General features: G+C 28.2%; 18 protein-coding genes. 2 read left to right on the top strand and 16 right to left on the bottom strand.

Annotated elements, in window-relative coordinates; all coding sequences use genetic code 4:
- Nucleotides 1-9: 9 nt before the first annotated feature.
- Genes AAHM84_RS04950 through AAHM84_RS04935 form a run of 4 tightly spaced genes read right to left on the bottom strand, consistent with a single transcriptional unit; the run spans nt 10 to nt 4474 of the window.
- Nucleotides 10-1344 (bottom strand): dihydrolipoamide acetyltransferase family protein, encoded by a 1335-nt coding sequence (locus AAHM84_RS04950; protein ID WP_342258796.1) that lies wholly within the window; start codon nt 1342-1344, stop codon nt 10-12.
- Between the two features lie 23 nt (nt 1345-1367).
- Nucleotides 1368-2357 carry an alpha-ketoacid dehydrogenase subunit beta gene (locus AAHM84_RS04945; RefSeq protein ID WP_342258795.1) on the bottom strand — a complete coding sequence of 330 codons (990 nt, stop codon included), beginning with the start codon at nt 2355-2357 and terminating at the stop codon, nt 1368-1370.
- On the bottom strand, nt 2357-3469 hold the full coding sequence (pdhA, locus tag AAHM84_RS04940) for a pyruvate dehydrogenase (acetyl-transferring) E1 component subunit alpha (protein WP_342258794.1): 1113 nt from the start codon (nt 3467-3469) through the stop codon (nt 2357-2359). Before pdhA ends, AAHM84_RS04945 begins: the two co-directional genes overlap by 1 nt.
- 9 nt (nt 3470-3478) lie before the next feature.
- Nucleotides 3479-4474 carry a lipoate--protein ligase gene (locus AAHM84_RS04935; RefSeq protein ID WP_342258793.1) on the bottom strand — a complete coding sequence of 332 codons (996 nt, stop codon included), beginning with the start codon at nt 4472-4474 and terminating at the stop codon, nt 3479-3481.
- Nucleotides 4475-4643: 169 nt separating this feature from the next.
- Here AAHM84_RS04935 and AAHM84_RS04930 point away from each other — a divergent pair, with 169 nt between their 5' ends.
- Nucleotides 4644-5516: an HAD-IIB family hydrolase gene (locus AAHM84_RS04930; protein ID WP_342258792.1), complete on the top strand. Its 873-nt coding sequence runs from the start codon at nt 4644-4646 to the stop codon at nt 5514-5516.
- 20 nt (nt 5517-5536) lie between these two features.
- Here AAHM84_RS04930 and pepF read toward each other — a convergent pair whose 3' ends face one another.
- The 8 genes from pepF to AAHM84_RS04890 form a co-directional block, all read right to left on the bottom strand.
- The gene (pepF, locus tag AAHM84_RS04925) at nt 5537-7315 is read right to left on the bottom strand and encodes an oligoendopeptidase F (RefSeq protein WP_342258791.1); all 1779 of its coding nucleotides are present in this window, start codon (nt 7313-7315) and stop codon (nt 5537-5539) included.
- Between the two features lie 104 nt (nt 7316-7419).
- Nucleotides 7420-8757, bottom strand: a complete 1338-nt coding sequence (locus AAHM84_RS04920) for a M17 family metallopeptidase (RefSeq protein WP_342258790.1) — start codon at nt 8755-8757, stop codon at nt 7420-7422.
- 46 nt (nt 8758-8803) lie between these two features.
- Nucleotides 8804-9391 carry a GIY-YIG nuclease family protein gene (locus tag AAHM84_RS04915; RefSeq protein ID WP_342258789.1) on the bottom strand — a complete coding sequence of 196 codons (588 nt, stop codon included), beginning with the start codon at nt 9389-9391 and terminating at the stop codon, nt 8804-8806.
- Nucleotides 9392-9462: 71 nt separating this feature from the next.
- On the bottom strand, nt 9463-10650 hold the full coding sequence (gene tuf / locus AAHM84_RS04910) for an elongation factor Tu (protein WP_342258788.1): 1188 nt from the start codon (nt 10648-10650) through the stop codon (nt 9463-9465).
- Nucleotides 10651-10765: 115 nt separating this feature from the next.
- The gene (fusA, locus tag AAHM84_RS04905) at nt 10766-12835 is read right to left on the bottom strand and encodes an elongation factor G (RefSeq protein ID WP_342258787.1); all 2070 of its coding nucleotides are present in this window, start codon (nt 12833-12835) and stop codon (nt 10766-10768) included.
- A gap of 22 nt (nt 12836-12857) precedes the next feature.
- Nucleotides 12858-13325 (bottom strand): 30S ribosomal protein S7, encoded by a 468-nt coding sequence (gene rpsG / locus AAHM84_RS04900; RefSeq protein WP_053946608.1) that lies wholly within the window; start codon nt 13323-13325, stop codon nt 12858-12860.
- A gap of 49 nt (nt 13326-13374) precedes the next feature.
- The gene (gene rpsL / locus AAHM84_RS04895) at nt 13375-13794 is read right to left on the bottom strand and encodes a 30S ribosomal protein S12 (RefSeq protein WP_020836733.1); all 420 of its coding nucleotides are present in this window, start codon (nt 13792-13794) and stop codon (nt 13375-13377) included.
- 113 nt (nt 13795-13907) lie between these two features.
- A complete protein-coding gene (locus AAHM84_RS04890) occupies nt 13908-14663 on the bottom strand; it encodes a hypothetical protein (protein WP_342258786.1) in 756 nt (251 codons plus the stop codon).
- 77 nt (nt 14664-14740) lie between these two features.
- Here AAHM84_RS04890 and AAHM84_RS04885 point away from each other — a divergent pair, with 77 nt between their 5' ends.
- Complete coding sequence (locus tag AAHM84_RS04885; RefSeq protein ID WP_342258785.1) at nt 14741-15853, top strand: hypothetical protein; 1113 nt, start codon at nt 14741-14743, stop codon at nt 15851-15853.
- A gap of 31 nt (nt 15854-15884) precedes the next feature.
- Here the strand turns inward: AAHM84_RS04885 and AAHM84_RS04880 are convergent, their stop codons facing one another.
- The 4 genes from AAHM84_RS04880 to AAHM84_RS04865 form a co-directional block, all read right to left on the bottom strand.
- Nucleotides 15885-16079: a hypothetical protein gene (locus tag AAHM84_RS04880; protein ID WP_339030054.1), complete on the bottom strand. Its 195-nt coding sequence runs from the start codon at nt 16077-16079 to the stop codon at nt 15885-15887.
- 130 nt (nt 16080-16209) lie between these two features.
- Complete coding sequence (locus AAHM84_RS04875; RefSeq protein ID WP_342258784.1) at nt 16210-17235, bottom strand: hypothetical protein; 1026 nt, start codon at nt 17233-17235, stop codon at nt 16210-16212.
- A 6-nt stretch (nt 17236-17241) separates the two neighbouring features.
- Nucleotides 17242-17850 carry a LemA family protein gene (locus AAHM84_RS04870; RefSeq protein WP_339030050.1) on the bottom strand — a complete coding sequence of 203 codons (609 nt, stop codon included), beginning with the start codon at nt 17848-17850 and terminating at the stop codon, nt 17242-17244.
- 69 nt (nt 17851-17919) lie between these two features.
- Complete coding sequence (locus AAHM84_RS04865; protein ID WP_342258783.1) at nt 17920-18603, bottom strand: hypothetical protein; 684 nt, start codon at nt 18601-18603, stop codon at nt 17920-17922.
- Between the last annotated feature and the right edge of the window lie 23 nt (nt 18604-18626).

Here is an 18626-nt window from a genome sequence, read left to right as displayed (position 1 = left end):
CTAATTCTCCTAAACTAACAGAGTTGCAGGATTTTGTAAGTAGTATGCTACTCTTGTTAAAAATCTTCCTGCATCTGCTCCATCAATTACTTTATGATCTGCAGTTATTGAAAATGGCATATAGTCTCTAATTTCGATTTCTTCTTTAATTACCCCAGGCGCTCTTGTAATTGTTCCAACACCTAAAATAGCTGCTTCTGGAAAGTTAACAATTGGTGTTGCATAATCTAATCCTACAGCTCCAAAGTTAGTTACTGTAAATGTTGCTCCACTCATTTCTGTGGCTGAAAGTTTTTTATTTCTTGCCTTAGTTGCCAAATCATTTATTTTTACAGCAATTTGCAAAACACTTAATTTATCAGCTCCTCTAATAACTGGAACCATTAAACCATCAGGTGTATCACAAGCCATACCAATATTGATTTGTTGAGCAAATTTTGTTGCTTTATTTTCTTCATCAATTCTTACATTTAAATTTGGCATATCTTTTAATGCATTAGCACTTGCTTTAATAATAAATGCTAAATAAGTTAATTTAACTCTCAGTGAATCTGCATGCCCTTTAAGCTGTTTTCTAATATTTACTAACTCAGTAACATCTAAATTTCTTAATCCTGTAAATCCAGCAACTTTTTCATGAGCTGTTGTCATTGCTTTAACAGTTGCTTTTCTAATTGGATTTCAAGGTTTTGATTCAAATGTTAGAGGTTCATTAATTTCAGGAACTGAGATTAATGGGTTTGAGTAATCAATTGCTACCCCTTTTGGTCCAGGTGCTGCTGCTTTTATTGATGGTGCAACGCTTTGTGGATTTGCTGCATACCCTTCAACATCAGAAACTAATATTCTATTATTTGGACCAGTAGGACTTACTTTTGAAAGATCTACTCCCATAACTGCTGCAACTTTTCTTGCTAATGGAGATGCTTTAACATCAACATTGCTATTATCAATAATACTTATTTGAGAAGCGATATTTGCTTTAGGTGCAACTTCTCTCGCTTTTCTTGAAATAACTTCATTTGAAACGGGCGTTGCACCAACAACTGATGCATTTTCCTCCACTGGTTCTGATTTAGATGTTGCTTCTTCTTTTGGAACATCTCCTTTACCATCATCAATTTCAACAACAACTTGACCAACTTTAATTTCTTGATTTGCTGAAATTAAAATTGTTGCTACTTTACCATCAACTGGTGCATAGATATCTGAAGTAACTTTATCAGTTTCAACATTAAAAAGAGCATCTCCCATTTTAACTTGATCTCCAACTTTTACAAGAACTTCAGTAACTGTACCTTCTGTTAAACCTTCTCCAATATCTGCGAATTTTACTTTAAACATATTTCTAATTCTCCTCTTAGTATCTAAAATTTATAATTTAAGATTTCTTCCATTTTAACTAGTATTTTTTTTGGATGAGGTTGATGGTAAGCTTCACCTGAGTCAAAAGGTATAACAATGTCATATCCTGTACATCTCATTGATGGAGCCTTTAAATATTCAAAACATTCTTCATTTACTGAAGCAATAATTTCAGATGATACTGAAAATGATCTAATTGCTTCATGAACAACTAATAATCTTCCTGTTTTTTTAACAGATTCAAAAATCATATCTTTATCTCATGGTTGAATTGAACGTAAATCAATTAATTCAATTGTAACATCTGGATTTTTTTCTTCTAACTCATCAATTGCTTTTTGACAATCCACTGTTTGCGCTCCATAAGTAACAACTGTTAAGTCATTTCCCTCTTGGATTTTAAAAGCTTTTCCTATTTCAACAGTGTAAAATCCTTCAGGAACTTCTTGTTTAAATGCTCTATACAATTTTGTTGGTTCAAAAACAATAACTGGATCTGGTGATTCAATTGCTGCTAAAATTAAACCTTTTGTATCATAAGGTGTTGAAGGACAAACTACCTTAATACCTGGAGTATGAGCATACATTGCTTCCATAGCTTCAGAGTGTAATTCAAGAGCTCTAATTCCACCACCCATTGGCATTCTTATCACAACTGGTGTTGGGTACTTGCCTCTTGTTCTGTTTCTCATTCTACCCATATGTCCTAAAATATTTTGTAATGATGGTCATCCTAAACCTTCAAATTGTAATTCTACAACTGGTTTCATTTTATTTACTGCCATACCAATAGCTACACCAGCAAATACAGCTTCTGAGATTGGAGCATCAAAACATCTTTTTTCACCAAACTTGGCTTGTAATCCTTCTGTTGCTCTAAACACTCCACCTTCATAACCAGCATCTTCTCCATAAACAACAACGTCATCTCATTTTTCCATTGCAACTTCTAATGCTTCTGAAACTGCTTTAACATTATTTAAAACTTTCATTAATGGTGTCCTCCTTTAGCTACTTCTGGATATTTAGTGAAAAACTCTTTTGCTTCCTTATATTGTTTTTCTAAATCTGGAGTTTTTTCAGCAAATTGGAAGTTAAAAATATCTTCTAATTCATATGATTTATTTGCTTCAGCTCAGTCAAATTCAGTTCTAATAAGTTCATCTTGCTTTTTATCTAATTCCTCTTGCTTTTTATCATTTCATATTTTTTTGCTAACTAAATATTTTTTCATTCTTATTAATGGATCTGATTTAAGTGCCTCTTCAAATTCAGATTTTGGTCTATAAATATCTGGGTTATCTGATGATGAATGGGCTCCTAATCTATATGTATCACATTCAATGAAAACTGGACCTTTACCACTTCTTGCATGTTCAATTGCTTCTTTTGCAACTGCATAAACTGCAAGCAAGTCATTTCCATCAACTTTAATTGAAGGCATTCCTGATGCAATACCTTTTACAGCTATATTTATTGATTTTGTAGACTTTTTATAAGGTGTTGAAATAGCTCATTTATTATTTTCACAAATGAAAACAACTGGTAGTTCATGAATTTTTGCAAAGTTCATTGCTTCATAAGTTTCACCTTCACTCATTCCACCATCACCTGTTGTAGTTACTGCAACTCCACCTGTTCCTCTATATTTTTCTGCAAAAGCTATTCCTGTTGCATGTGAATATTGAGAACCAATAATAATATTTGGTGGTAAAGAGTTAACACCCTCTGGTGATTGACCACCATACTCATTTCCCATTCAATAAAGCATTATATTTCTCATTGGCATACCCACGCTTAATCAAGCAGCATTATTTCTATAACCAGATGAGAATCAATCTTTTCCTTTTATTAAAGGCATTGTATATCCGATTTCAGATGCTTCTTGTCCTGTTGAAGAAAGAAATGATAATAATCTCCCTTGTCTTTGTGCTTTATTTTGAAAATCATCTTGTCTTCTTGAAAGATTCATTAATCAATATGCATCAATTAATTCTTTATCTGTCATTTCAGGCATTAATTTTTCATCAACAATTTTACCATCTTTATCCATAACACGAACTATTTCGTCCTTTAATGGATCAAATTTTCCTATAAATTTCATTTTTACCTCCTATTGTATCAATAAGTCTAGTATATCCTTACTTGTGAAGTTTTCACCAAATATGTTTTTAATATCTGACTTATTTAAAACATCTTCTAAGACAAACGTCTCATATTTTAAATTTACTAATTTTTTTTCAAGGTCTTCTGTTCCTTGGAAACCTAAAAAGTCTCCATAGAATTTAGCCTCCTTGATAACTCCTTTTTCAATTTTTAAAAGAGCTTCAATAGTTCCTTTACCTTCCAACCTTTGTTTATTTCTATAATCAAAATCTGCATTTTTTGCATAATTCCAATCTGAGTTCCTAAATTTCTTTTCGCTAAGATCTTTTATTTCTTTTATTTCATCTTCGCTTAAATTAATTGTTTTTATTTCATCTGATTTTTTATATGTTTCAATTAATTTATTCATAAAAGCTTCAATATCAATTTTATTTTTTACTTCCGAATTTATATTTGTAACCCTAGCCGCAATAGATTTAATATTTTTTGAAAGAATTTTTGCTCTGTCAACAGTTAAATAATTAGTTAATCTATCCAAATTGGCATTGAATAATATTGTTCCATGTTGCAAAAATCTGTCTTCATATTTTCACATAGCATTTCCGGAAATCTTTTTTCCATTTAATTCAATGTCATTTCTTCCAGAAAATTTTGCAGGAACGTTTAACTCATTAAGAGTTTTAATAACAGGGTCCAACATTGTTGAAAATAAAGAGACTCCTTTATTTTCTAAATCTGTATAAATAATGCTGAAATTCATATTTCCTAAATCATGAAATACTGTTCCACCACCACTATTTCTTCTGACAATGTTAACAGAATCTTTTTGAGCATTTTGAAGGTTTATTTCTCAAGCCGCATTTTGATTTCTTCCAACCACAATTGTGTTATCATTTTGTCATAAAAAAAGAATTGGTTCTGCATATTTTTTATTCTTTACAAAATATTCTTCTGTTGCTAAATTAAAAGATGGGTCAACACAAGAAGTTTTATATATAAACATTTAGATACTTCTCCTTCTATACAACTATATTCTAAGGTATTTATGTCAAATTTGAGGAAATTCTTTAAATAAAGAAAATTATTTTCTAAATTTTTCCAACCTCTATTCTCTTTTTTTATCAAAAGAAATGAACTAAAAAAAGATATAATTATTAGTAAAGGAGGTAATTATGCAATTACAACATTTATCAAAAAAGAGATTAATTTTAATAGATTTAGACGGTACAACTTTAATGTCTAATGGAGAAGAAATTCATGAAACTACAAAGCAAGCTTTAATTAATGCTACTAAAAATGGTCATGAAGTTTGTATAATAACAGGAAGACCTCATAGAGCAAGTATTAGATTTTTTAATGAACTTGGATTAACTACACTTTTAACAAATTTTGATGGAGCACATATACATGATCCTGTATCAATGAAATTTAAAAGAATAGTTTTTCCTATAAGTGAAGAAGTAGTTAAGGAAATAATGTTACATCCCGTTATTAAATCAAGTATTTCAAATATACTTATTGAATCATATAATAAAGCAATGGTTAAGGAAAAAAATGAGTTCATAGAAAATTTTTTTCATCTTGATGATGTAGCCGATGATGAATATAAAATTATTGACCCATATAAGCATTGAGAAGGTTCTGCAACTAACGTGGTTTTATTTATAGATACTGAAGATAATAAGGATAATGTTTTAAGAGTATTAGAAAAATTTAAAAATACAATTAAAATACAATCTGGAAATGTCTATGGAAATTTAAGTGAATCTTCAAAGTTAATGGTTACTTTAACTAATAAAATTGTAAATAAAGGTTTTGTGGCAGACATATTAGCACAATACTATAATAAAGATATTAGAGATGTTATTGCTTTTGGGGACCAAATGAATGATTATGAAATGGTTCAAAAAGTAGGTTATGGAGTAGCTATGAAAAATGGAAGTACAGCTCTAAAAAATATTGCAGCAGGAATAACAAACCTTAGTAATGATGAGGGTGGCCTTGGCGAATATCTTGAAAAACTTTTAAGAGGAATGGAAGTTTAAAAAACTGGTTATCCAGTTTTTTATTTTGTAATTTTCTCTAATTGATTTATAAGATCATTAATCTCATCTACTAAAGGTTTATATGTATCTGCACTTAAAAAGTCTACGCCAACCTCTTTTAAGATTTCTAATGGTGGTTTTGAACCTCCTAACTTTAAGAAATTAATTATTGTATTCTTATTACCTTTTTTAAAATCCTTATATAATTTAAAACTAGCTACTAAATCAACTGCATACTTATAAACATAAAATGGAGATTGAAAAAAATGAGAGATATAAGGTCATGAGTAATTTGGTTCATCTTTATCATCAAACTCATCATATCCAAATTCTTTTTGTTTCTCTATAAATAGATCATTTAAACTATCAGTAGTAATTGCCTCTCCATCTTCAATTAATTTATGGGCACTATATTCAAAATCTGCAAATTGAATTTGTCTATAAAATGTTGAGATTAAATCAAATACTCTTTGTTGTAGTAAATATTTTTTTTCTTCAACATCTTCTGTAGATAAATATAAATAATCAAATAATAAATGCTCATTAAATGTTGATGCCACTTCAGCTAGTATAATTGGATAATTATTTAAAGGGTATTTTTGAGATTCATCTGCAAATAAAGTATGAACAGAATGACCAACCTCATGAGCTAAAGTAGTCACTGACCCTAATTGCTCATCTCAATTCATTAAAATTATTGGTTCAACGCCATTTTCACCAGATGAGTATGCTCCATCAGATTTATTTTCATCTTCATAATAATCAATTAATGAATCTTTTAAAGCAGTTTTTAATTTTACTTGGTATTCATTTCCTAAAATGCTTAGACAGTTCTTAACAATATCTTTACCTTCTTCTACACTAAAATTTTTTTTATAATTCTTAGAGATTTTTAAAAATCTATCAGTTGAATAAAATTTCTTAAAGTTATATATACTTTTTATCAATCTATTATACTTTTTAAAATTTATTATTGTATCTTTTCCAAATTTAATTAGATTTAAATAAATCTCCTCACTTACTTGGTCATCGAATAAATTCATTTCCAGAATTGATTTATAATTTCTAACATTTTTATCTTCATTTTGAACTTGTATAATAGATTCATATATTTTTGCATAGCTATGTTTTCTTGAACTATAATTTTTAAAATATAATTCGTTTGCTTCTCTTCGCTTTTCCTGATCTTTTATTGGATCAGAATTCTCCATAATTTCTCTATATAAAGATAAATTTAATTCTACCTCCTGATTATTTCATTCAATTATAGAGTTTTGTTTATCTGCATAAGATAATGAGTCATATAAATTTCCAACTGCATTTCTACTTCTTGAGACTTTACTCATTAGTTCTTCATCTGTTTTTGAAAGAATAAATTTAGAAGATTTAAAAAAAGTTTTAAAATAATATTCATATTCATGAATATTATTTTCTTTTAATCATTGAAAAATTTTTTTATCTCCTATTTCCATTAATTCATTTAATACAAAAGCCTTTTTAATATTAAAATCTTGATAAAAATTATCTAGTAGCGAGTTCAGCTCTTGATTCTCATTATTTGTTTGATCAATATCAATTAAATGTGCATATTGATTTAGTCTAGATAAAATAAAATCAATATTTTTTTCAAGATCTAAATAATGTAAAAAATTTTCTTTATTATCTAATTTACCCTTTAACTTTGAGATCTCTTCAACAAATATTTTAGCTTCATTTAGATCTATTTTTCAACTTTTAAAGTCTTTGTATAAATGAGAAAAGTCTCATTTATATTTCCTATTTATTTCATTTCTTTTCATATTTTTATTATATAGAATAAAAGAAAATTTATATTTCATATTAGCAATAATATTTTTAAATAAAAAAGGATTCTAATTAAATTAAAATCCTCCTTTTATTTATTTTATTTTTTTAATAATTCAAACATAGTTTTTAACATTGGTGCTCTACCACGTTTATTTGCATCTGCTGTTGCAGCTATATCCAAATGAATATATTCTTTTCCTTCAGCAAAAGAATCTAAAAAGGCTGCAGCTGTTGATGAACCAGCTTCTCTACCAGGTTCAGAGTTTGCTAGATCTGCTATTTTTGAACATTGCATTGCTTTTAAATGATCTCCAATTATTGGTTGTCTTCAAATTGGTTCTTGACCTTTTTTTGAAGCATTTTCAAATTCTTTATGGAATTCATCATATTTTGAAAATGTTCCAGTAAATCATCTTCCAAGTGCTATTGCAATTGCTCCTGTTAAAGTTGCTACAGTAATTGCTCTATCAGCTTTTGCTTCTCTTACTGCATAAGTAATTCCATCAGCTAATACTAATCTGCCTTCTGCATCTGTATTAGTTATTTCAACAGTTTTTCCATTCATAGATTTAATTACAGATTCTGTTAAAGTTGCTTTTCCACCAATTCTATTATCAGTTAACATTGCAATAGATACAACATTACATTTTGCTTTTGCTTTTGCAAGAGCCATAATTGTTGAAGAAACTATAGCTGCACCTGACATATCAAATTTCATATTATCTAGAAAATTTGAAGGTTTTAAGTTATATCCTCCTGTATCAAAAGTAATTCCTTTACCAACTAAAGCTGTTCTTTTTTGAGAAGGATCTGATTTATATTCCATTACAACAACTCTTGGATCAATATTACTTCCCGCATTAACTGAAAGTAATAATCCCATACCCATTGATTCAATTTGTTTTTTATCATAAACTGTTACTTTTAAATCTTTTATTTCTTTAGCTTTTGCAACAATTCTATTTGCAATTTCAACAGATGTACCAATGTTTGGTGGTAAGTCTTGTAAGTCTCTTGCAAAATTTAAGTATTCCATTTTAATTGCTGATTCTTCATAAATTGCATTAAATTTTTTATCAAATAAAAAATTAATTGATTTTGGTTGTGCTTGTTTTTCCTTCATTTCAAACTCTTTATGTGCAGCAAACATAATTGTTTCTACAACTTTTTGAAAAGCTTCTTCCTCATTTTTAAACTTTGACGCAAATGACTCTACGTTAACATTTAAATCATATTTATTTGATTTAATTATTGCTTCTAGAGAATCACCTAGTTCTCTAAGACAAGGTTTATCATTTAAAAAATAATATAAAGTTTTATCTTCACTAATTAATGAAGTAACTCCATTTTCTTTAACAACTAACTCATTTAATTTATCCTTTGAGCCAACTGCTTTTAAAGTTAATGTAAATTCTTTTTTATTGTTTGTTATCATTTTATTTCTCCTTTTGATTTACAAGATTATAATATCATTTTTAGCACTACTTTATTACAAAGGTTTTCTTGCATTTTTGATTTGTACATTTACCATAAATTATTAATTTTAATTTCTCAGTGTCTTTTTCATAATTTAAAAAACTTTTAACCATACCATGACCATTTGGACATTTTAATTTTCTATTAACCAATTTAGTATTTAAAGAATAGAATTTTGATTTTGTTGAGTAAATATAATATGTTTCTTTCATTAATCTATCATTTTGATTATCTATTTCATCCAAAATTAAGAAGTTAATGTCTGCTATATTATCTACTTTTGATCTCATTTTAGAATAAAATCTTTCCTTGCTAGTTTTAAAACCATTAACATGTTGTTTAAATCTACTAATTAAATTTCTAGATTCTCCAATGTAACAAAAATTTAATTTATTATTAACTATTGAATACACAAGATATGTTCCCGAAACCTTATAATTAATTTGACCTAACTCCAAACTATTAAAACCTGCTCTAGTTATCAATAAATTATTAATAAAATGTAATAAATAATTTTCTGATAAAGATTTATATTTTAAATCACTAGAATTTTTAATATTAGTTATTGCTTTAAATTGTTCTTTTAAGTCCATAAAAAATCACCCTTACTTACTATTATAAATTAAAAAAAATTCCCTTATGGAATTTTTTATTATTTATTAAATTATTTAACGATTGAAACAACTGTTCCAGCACCAATAGTTCTTCCACCTTCACGGATTGAGAATTTTGTACCTTGTTCAACAGCAATTGGTTTAATTAATTCAATAACTAATTCAACATTATCTCCAGGCATAACCATGTCTGTTCCACTTGGTAAGTGAACTTCTCCAGTAACGTCTGTAGTTCTAAAGTAGAATTGAGGACGGTATTTGTTGAAGAATGGTTTGTGTCTTCCACCCTCTTCTTGTGTTAAAGCATAAACTGATGCGTTCAGTTTTGTATGTGGTTTAATTGTTCCTGGTTTTGCAAGAACTTGTCCACGTTCAATATTATCTCTATCAACACCTCTTAATAGTGCTCCAACATTATCTCCAGCTTCAGCAAAGTCTAGTAATTTTCTAAACATTTCTAATCCTGTAACAACAACTTTTTTACTATCTTCAACTAATCCAACAATTTCGATTTCGTCGTTTACTTTAACAACTCCTCTTTCAACTCTTCCAGTTGCAACTGTTCCACGACCTGTAATTGTAAATACATCTTCTACAGGCATTAAGAAAGTTTTTTCTTTATCACGAGTTGGTGTTGGGATATATGCATCAACAGCATCCATTAATTCTTCAACTTTAGTAACTCATTTAGCATCACCATTTAATGCTCCTAAAGCTGATCCACGAATAACAGGTGCTCCATCTCCATCAAAGTCATATGCAGATAATAAATCTCTAACTTCCATTTCAACTAAATCTATTAATTCTTCGTCATCTACCATATCACATTTATTTAAAAATACTGCGATAGCTGGTACTCCAACTTGTCTTGACAATAAGATATGCTCTCTTGTTTGAGGCATTGGTCCATCAGTTGCAGCAACAACAAGGATTCCACCATCCATTTGTGCAGCTCCTGTAATCATGTTTTTAACATAATCGGCGTGGCCAGGACAGTCTACGTGAGCGTAGTGTCTTTTTTCTGTTTTATATTCAACGTGAGAAGTATTAATTGTAATACCTCTTTCTCTTTCTTCGGGTGCATTATCAATATTTGCATAATCTTTGAATTCTGCTCCACCTTTTGCTGCTAATACTTTTGTAATTGCAGCTGTTAAAGTAGTTTTACCGTGGTCAACGTGTCCGATTGTTCCAATGTTAACGTGAGGTAAACTACGGTCAAATGCTTCTTTTGCCATGTTTTTTCATTCCTTCCATTTGGTTCTAATTTATAATTATTTTGACCAAGTGTCCTAATAATTATAAATACATTTTGTTTAAAGTACAATACTTTTTTTATTTGATAATAAGGTACTATTTACCTTGTTTTTTAATAATCTCTTCAGCAATGTTTTTTGGTGCTTCATTATAGTGACTAAAAATCATTGTATAATTTCCACGACCTTGTGTAAATGAACGAAGTTCAGTTGCATAACCAAACATTTCTGAAAGAGGAACTTTTGATTTAATTGTTTGTGCATTTCCTCTTTGTTCTGAACCTTCAATTAAACCACGTTTTGATGAAATGTTACCCATTACATCTCCATAGTATTCATCTGGTACAGTAACTTCAACTGACATAATTGGTTCTAAAAGAACTGGATTAACTTTTTTAGCAGCTTCTTTTAGTGCTAATGATGCAGCAATTTTATATGCCATCTCATTTGAATCGACATCATGATATGATCCATCAACTATTGTTGCTTTTACGTCTATCATTGGGAATCCAGCAATTATTCCATTTTGTAAAGCATTTTCTAGTCCTACTCTTGCAGCATTGATATATTCTTTTGAGATTTTACCCCCAACAATTTTATCAATTCATTCAAATCCTTTATCATGATTTGGTTCAAACTCAATCACAACGTGTCCATATTGTCCACGTCCTCCTGATTGTTTAACATATTTTCCTTCAACTTTTGCTGAGCCCTTAATTGTTTCACGATATGAAACTTGAGGTGCTCCAACATTTGTTTCTACTTTAAATTCTCTTTTTAAACGGTCAACAATAATATCAAGGTGTAGTTCACCCATTCCAGCAATAATTGTTTGTCCAGTTTCTTCATCAGTAAAAGTTCTAAAAGTTGGATCTTCTTCTGATAATTTGTTTAATGATAATCCTAGTTTTTCTTGGTCTGCTTTAGTTTTTGGTTCTAATGCTAAATGAATAACTGGTTCTGGGAATACCATTGATTCTAAAATAATTTCATTTTTTTCATCTGTTAATGTATCTCCAGTTGTTGTATCTTTCAATCCAACAGCTGCAGCAATATCTCCAGCATAAACTTCATCGATTTCTTCACGGTTATTTGCATGCATTTTTAATAAACGTCCTACACGCTCTTTTTTATCTTTGGTTGCATTTAATACATAACTACCTTTTGCCAAAACTCCTGAGTAAACTCTAAAGAATGTTAGTTTTCCAACAAATGGATCAGTCATAATTTTAAAAGCTAATGCAGCAAATGGTTGATCATCTGCAGCTTTTCTTTCAGCTTCTGTTCCATTTGGTAAGATTCCTTTAATTGAAGGAACATCTAATGGTGATGGCAAATAATCAACAACAGCGTCTAATAATAATTTAACACCCTTGTTTTTAAATGCTGACCCAGCTAGTACTGGAAAAAATTCAGCTGATATTACACCTTTACGAATTGCTGATTTTAATTCAGGAATTGTAATTTCTTCTCCATCCAAAAATTTAACCATTAAATCTTCATCATATTCAACAGCCATTTCAACAAGTTGTGTTCTTAATTGAACTGCACTATCTTTTAAATCTGCAGGAATTTCAATTTCCTTAGCAACTTCTTCAGCAGCTCCATCAAAGCCTCATGCTTTCATTTCAACTAAATCAATAATTCCGTTAAATTGATCTTCTGCTCCAATTGGTAATTGAATTGGAGCAGCTTTTGCTCCCAATCTATCTCCAATTGTTTTTACTGAGTATAAAAAATCAGCTCCAGTTTTATCCATTTTATTAACAAAAACGACTCTTGGTACTCTATATGTTGTAGCTTGTCTTCAAACAGTCTCTGTTTGTGGTTCTACACCACTTTGACCGTCTAAAACAGCTACGGCTCCATCAAGAACTCTTAATGATCTTTCAACTTCAACTGTGAAGTCAACGTGACCAGGAGTGTCAATGATATTAAATCTATGATCTGCTCAAAATGCTGTTGTAGCTGCAGATGTTATTGTAATACCACGTTCTTGCTCTTGAGCCATTCAGTCCATTTGTGATTCACCTTCGTGAGTTTCACCAATTTTATGAATTCTACCTGTATGGAATAAAATACGTTCTGTAGTTGTAGTCTTACCAGCATCAATGTGAGCCATAATACCAAAGTTACGAGTCATATTTAAACTATATTCTCTTGGCATATTCTTTTCTCCTTATTTTCTATTATCAACGATAATGTGCAAATGCTTTATTAGCTTCAGCCATTTTGTGAGTATCTTCACGTTTTTTAACTGATCCACCAACACCATTTGATGCATCAATAATTTCGTTTGCTAATCTATCAATCATTTCTTTTTCATTTCTTAGTCTTGAATAATTAATTAATCATCTTAAAGCTAAAGTAACTTTTCTTTCTGTTGATACTTCAACAGGAACTTGATAGTTTGCTCCCCCAATACGACGAACTTTTAATTCTAAATGAGGTTTAATATTTTCAATAGCTTTATCAAAAACTTCGATTGGAGTAGTTCCAGTCTTTTCTTTTATTTTTTCAAAAGCCTTGTATAAGATGTGTTGAGCTGTTCCTCTTTTACCATCTAACATAATTTTATTAACTGCTCTACTTACTAGTTTTGAGTTATAAATTGGATCTGGTAATACGTCTCTCTTTTCTGCTTGATGTTTACGCATATTATATTCTCCTTTCTTTTTTTATTTATAAAATGTGAATTACACTCTTTTATTTTTTCTCTTTAGGTCTTTTTGTTCCATATAAAGAACGAGATTGCATTCTTCCGTTAACTCCAGTTGTATCTAAAGTACCACGAATAATATGATAACGAACCCCAGGTAAGTCTTTTACCCTTCCCCCACGAATAAGCACAACACTATGTTCTTGTAAGTTGTGTCCTTCTCCTGGAATATAAGCTGTTACCTCCATACCGTTAGTTAATCTAACCCTTGCATACTTACGTAAAGCCGAGTTAGGTTTTTTAGGAGTCATAGTTGCAACCCTTGTACAAACACCTCTTTTTTGTGGTGCTGAAACTCTAGTAACTTTTTTTAATAAAGTATTAACTCCTCTGTTTAAAGCAGGAGCTTTAGTTTTTCATGTTTTTGCTTTTCTTGGTTTTCTAACTAATTGATTGATTGTTGCCATTTAAGGTTCCTCCTTTCCACAATACCGAGTGTATTGTAATCACACAAAATATATTATATATTAAAAAAGAACTAATATTAATATTTTTAGTTCTTTTTTTAATTTTTTAATACTTAAAATAAGCATATATTTGGCATTATATTATCAAATACTGTTTGATTCATCATTCCTTCTTGTAAAGGATAAATTAAAACAAGTTCTAATAAGTAAACCATCAAATAATAGAAATTCATATACTCCATAAATATCTCAATTCTTTTTGTTGATAATTGATCTTCTTCAATCGTAGATAATCTTTTGTATGTATTTGTATAATTTTGATTAAATTCTAAAATGTTCTCCATTAGTTTTGAAAAAGCTGACTGGGCATCTAATTCAGAAACTTTTTTTAAAAAATCATCCATGGGTTTAAAAGTATTATTAGTATCTTCCTTTAAATTTAGTTCTTTATATTTTTCAAGTAGTTCATTTGTTTTAACTCCAAAGGTTTGAACTGCAGTTGCAACTATTATATCAATTCCTTTAGAGTCTTTTACAATCTCTTTTTCTAACTTTTCTTTTTCTAAATTAACATCGACAGAGATTAAAACAATAATAGCATTTTGAAAGATAGACATTAAGTGATTTAAAATAATTAATTTATCTGAATTATTATCTAGAGGTTTTCACTCTCCAAAAGTTTTATCAAATTCTTGACCAAACAACTCCGCTTCTTCTCTTGTATGAAGCTGACTATTCCTCTTTAAAAATTCTTCAATATTTTTAGGAATCTTAAACTCATTAAAGATATTTTGCTTTAAATTTTCGTATACAGTATTAACTCTTTTTATAATAATTCTTTCATAATTAATAGGTTTAATTGTTTTCATAAAAATCCTTTTCTATATTTATATATAAGATAATCATACTACATTTGATATTATTAATAATAAGGAGAAATACAATAATGGTATGAGGAGAATCAAATTCGAGAGACTTTTTAGATTGAGCTGATTTTTGTAGAAATAATGTTATTAAACAAAAAGGAATAAATTCAACAAGCGGACCAAATTTTGCAAGTGATAAAAGTTCTGCAAGTTATAACTCTGTTAAAAATACACTAATTAATCTTATTCAAAGTAATAAAAGTATTAGTGTACAAGAACTATATAATATTTTACCTAATGATCTTTTAGCAAATCCAACAATTAAAAATGTTCTCTTACAATTATATTTTGAAGATAACTTAAAAATACAAGGACAACAAAAAAATAATGATGATAGAGAGTCAAATTTTATTTTAGTTTTTGTTAAAAAACCCCTTCCAAAGACTGTGGTTAAAACAGAAAAACAACAATCAAATATTGAAGAACTAATTGATAATACTTGACAAGCATCAGGAAGAAAATTGGACTTTGAGAAAATTCAACGTGAAGATAAAAGTAAATTAAATATAAACTTAAAAAGAACAACATCAACTCCAATTAGTAAGCCTGCTGAAAAACCAAATATTGATGTTAGGGATTTAATAAAAGAAAAAGAAATGCCAAAAGAAATAGTGAGAGCAGTTCCCAAAAAAGAAATACCAGAGCCAAAAAATTCAAATATAACATATATCCAAATACCTAAGCCAGAGCCAAAAATAATAAAAGAGGATGTTATTCCAGCAGTAAAAGTAAATCTTGAATATAGACCAATGCCAAATAAAAAAGAAGTGATTATTGAAGATACAGTTTTTCATGGTTTATCAACTTTTGATTTATATTACTTGGAGGCATTTTTAGGTGATGCTGCAATAAAGGAAAATGGCAAAAAGAGCCAGATTAAAATAACAAAAGATATTTTAAAAGTTAGAGGAGATATTAAATATGCTGAAGAAAAAAATTCTTCTGTTTTAAAGAATATTTTTGGTTTTATTGGGTGTTTAACAATAGTTGGTATACCATTTGTGACAGCTGCGAACTCTAATAAAATTAGAAAAAAAGCAGGAAAAATATATAAGGAAAATTTAAAAAGTAGAGGCTATGAAAATTTAAAAAATGAATTAAAATTACAACATCCAAAAATTATTGAGTTTTAAAAAAGAGTCCTTATTTAAATAAGGACTCTTTTTACATTTCTTGTTTTTTATAACTACTTTTTAATATTTTTGCTTCACTTTTAATGTTTTTTAATTCTCTTTTTTTGATTTTTATAGCTAAATTTGCTTGTTTCATAGTTTCTTTACATTTTTCAATTTCAGTTTCTTTATTTTCTTTTTGAACTTTAAACGCTGCCAATTTTTCTTTTAGTGCTTCTTTTGTCATTTTTATTTTCTCCTTATAGATATAATCTACTAATAGATATAATCATAGTTTAAAAAAGTCTTATTGTCAAATTACTTAATAATATATAAATAAGCAATAAAACATCAAGTAAAAGTTTTAATACCTTATACTAATAAATACCCTCTATAAAAGATAAAGCAAACATTGCGCTCTCAATATCTTGTTTCACTTTATTTGCAAAGCTTTCTAAAATTTTTTCTTTTGAAAAACTCTTTATTCTATGAAATATAGCTACTTCGTTTCTAACATTAGTACTATTAACATATTGATGACCTATTATAAAGTCATTAAATATTGCAATACCACTTAGGTTTTTTGTATCTTTCATAGTTAGACTATCAATATATTTAGGTCTAAGCAATTTAGGGCCTCTTAAATCTGTATTTGATACATTTATACCAAATCTCTTATTAAATTCTATTGACTCTGTCTGATAACTATCTTTATTTGGTTTTCCAGTAAATATAACTATTCCATTGTAACTCTCATCAAATTTTGTATTTTGAACTGTAAGACCTGTAGTAGCAATATAATGATAAATATAAGTAGTTTGTGTACCATCTTTTGTAGGTGTTACAATTTTTTCTACAGTCCTAACAATTTGATTAACTTGATAATTTACCAATTTGTCATCAAAAGAAAAAACTAAACAATTTCTCTTGTCATTTCCTTTAAAAAAACTATATCTTGATAATCAGCTTTTTGGACTTCCATTATAGTCTTTTATTGGAGCCCTAATAATTTTTCTTTCTAAATCTATAAATTTTGTTTTTTTAATAAGTGAATTTGAAGTAGATTCTACTACTAAATCAAATGACTTATTATAAATGTCTTTTCATTCTATCTTATTTACATAATTAAAGGCTTCAACTCTTGAGTAACTAGATTTAGTTAAATAAACTATTCCCAAAACGACAAAAGTTATATCTAATGCGATTAAAAATAAAGTCATAAATACCATTAAACTCGCTAAAACTACTGTTAAGCACATAGATATAATTGCAAGTATTCAAGATAAAATACTTATAATTAAAAATTTCTTTCTCTTTCCAATAGCTGAGTCTAATTTTGATTTATCTAAACAACTCTCAATAAAGCTTGTAATATTTTCTACTAAGTAATTATCGTCTTGCATTTTTTATTAAAACCCAATCTTAACGTCAGCTCTATCTTCTTCAGTTATCTCAAAGAAATATTTATTTTTAGCTTTTATTGATGATCCTGCTACATTTGTTGGTCATACTTTAATTGCTTGATTAAAAGTACTTACATTTCCATTGTAAATTCTTCTTGAAGCTGCAATATCTTCTTCAATCTCATTTATTGAATTAGACATAGATTGAAATAATTCTGTTGATTTTAGATTTGGATAATTTTCAACTTGGATCATAATGTTTCTTGAAACTTGATCAAGAACTCTATTATTTTCCATCATTTCTTTTGCTCCTCCACCCATTCTCATATTAGTAACTTTCTCTAAAGTGCTTTTTTCAAAATCAATACTACCTTTAACAGTATCCATTAATTTAATTAAAGTATCTCTTCTTCTTTTTAATTGAACATCTATACCTGATTCTGACTCTAGTACTTTTGTATCCATTTTCTTTAATTTATTTACATTTCCAATATGAATAAATAAAGGAATAATTAATATAAATGTTAAATATCAAAAAAACTTCCCAAAAGCTGAAACTTTTGGTGAAGTATCTGCATCCCTATTTAAATCTTGTTTTTTATTTGGTGCTATCATAATTTTATTCTCCCCTTCTTTTTACACATACGTGTATATTAAAATTTTAGCACTTTAATGTATTCTGATTTAAAATTTTATATTTTTTATTGAAGATATTATTTTAGTTTGCTCGGTTTTTGAAATTGGCTCATACTCCATAAAAATTCTATCTTCTCTTGGATTAAGTATGAAGCAATTCTCAACAATTTTTTTTGTAGCATTTTCAAACATTTTTTTATATAGAAATAATTGTGCATTATATTTATCAACAAAATTAGTTCTACTAGTTTTTATATCCATTATGTAATAACTTTCTTTGGATTTCAAAATTATATCAATAGTTCCAAGATAATTACAGTCATAACCCAAATATAAATAAGTTTTTTCAGAATAAATTTGATCAATATTATATTTATATATAAATGAATTTAGCTCAGTTATTATTCTTTTTGCAATATTTATATGATTTGAGTTTTTACAGTCTAATATATTCAAATTTAATTTAAAATCCTTCCTTTCTTTAATTGAATGTGAAATCATATTGTGAACACATATTCCCTGCTTAATTGAATTATCAACTAAATCTTTTTTTATAAATTTATTGTGAATGTAAGGAAAGTTTTTTTCTAATATTAGACTGACAAAAGGTAAATCAATTTTATTATCTTTTCCTATAAAATTTTGTAAGTATAACGGTATTTCAATATCATTTTGAATTATATAATTAAAATTATCATCTCTAAAAATTAAATCTGTTAAATCATATATCATTTTGTTTCTCCTATATATACAAT

The sequence above is a fragment of the Spiroplasma endosymbiont of Dioctria linearis genome (assembly GCF_964030865.1).
Classification (GTDB): Bacteria; Bacillota_I; Bacilli_A; order Mycoplasmatales; family Mycoplasmataceae; genus Spiroplasma_A.
Note: the sequence above shows the minus strand (reverse complement) of the source record. Positions and strands in the feature narration are given on the sequence as shown.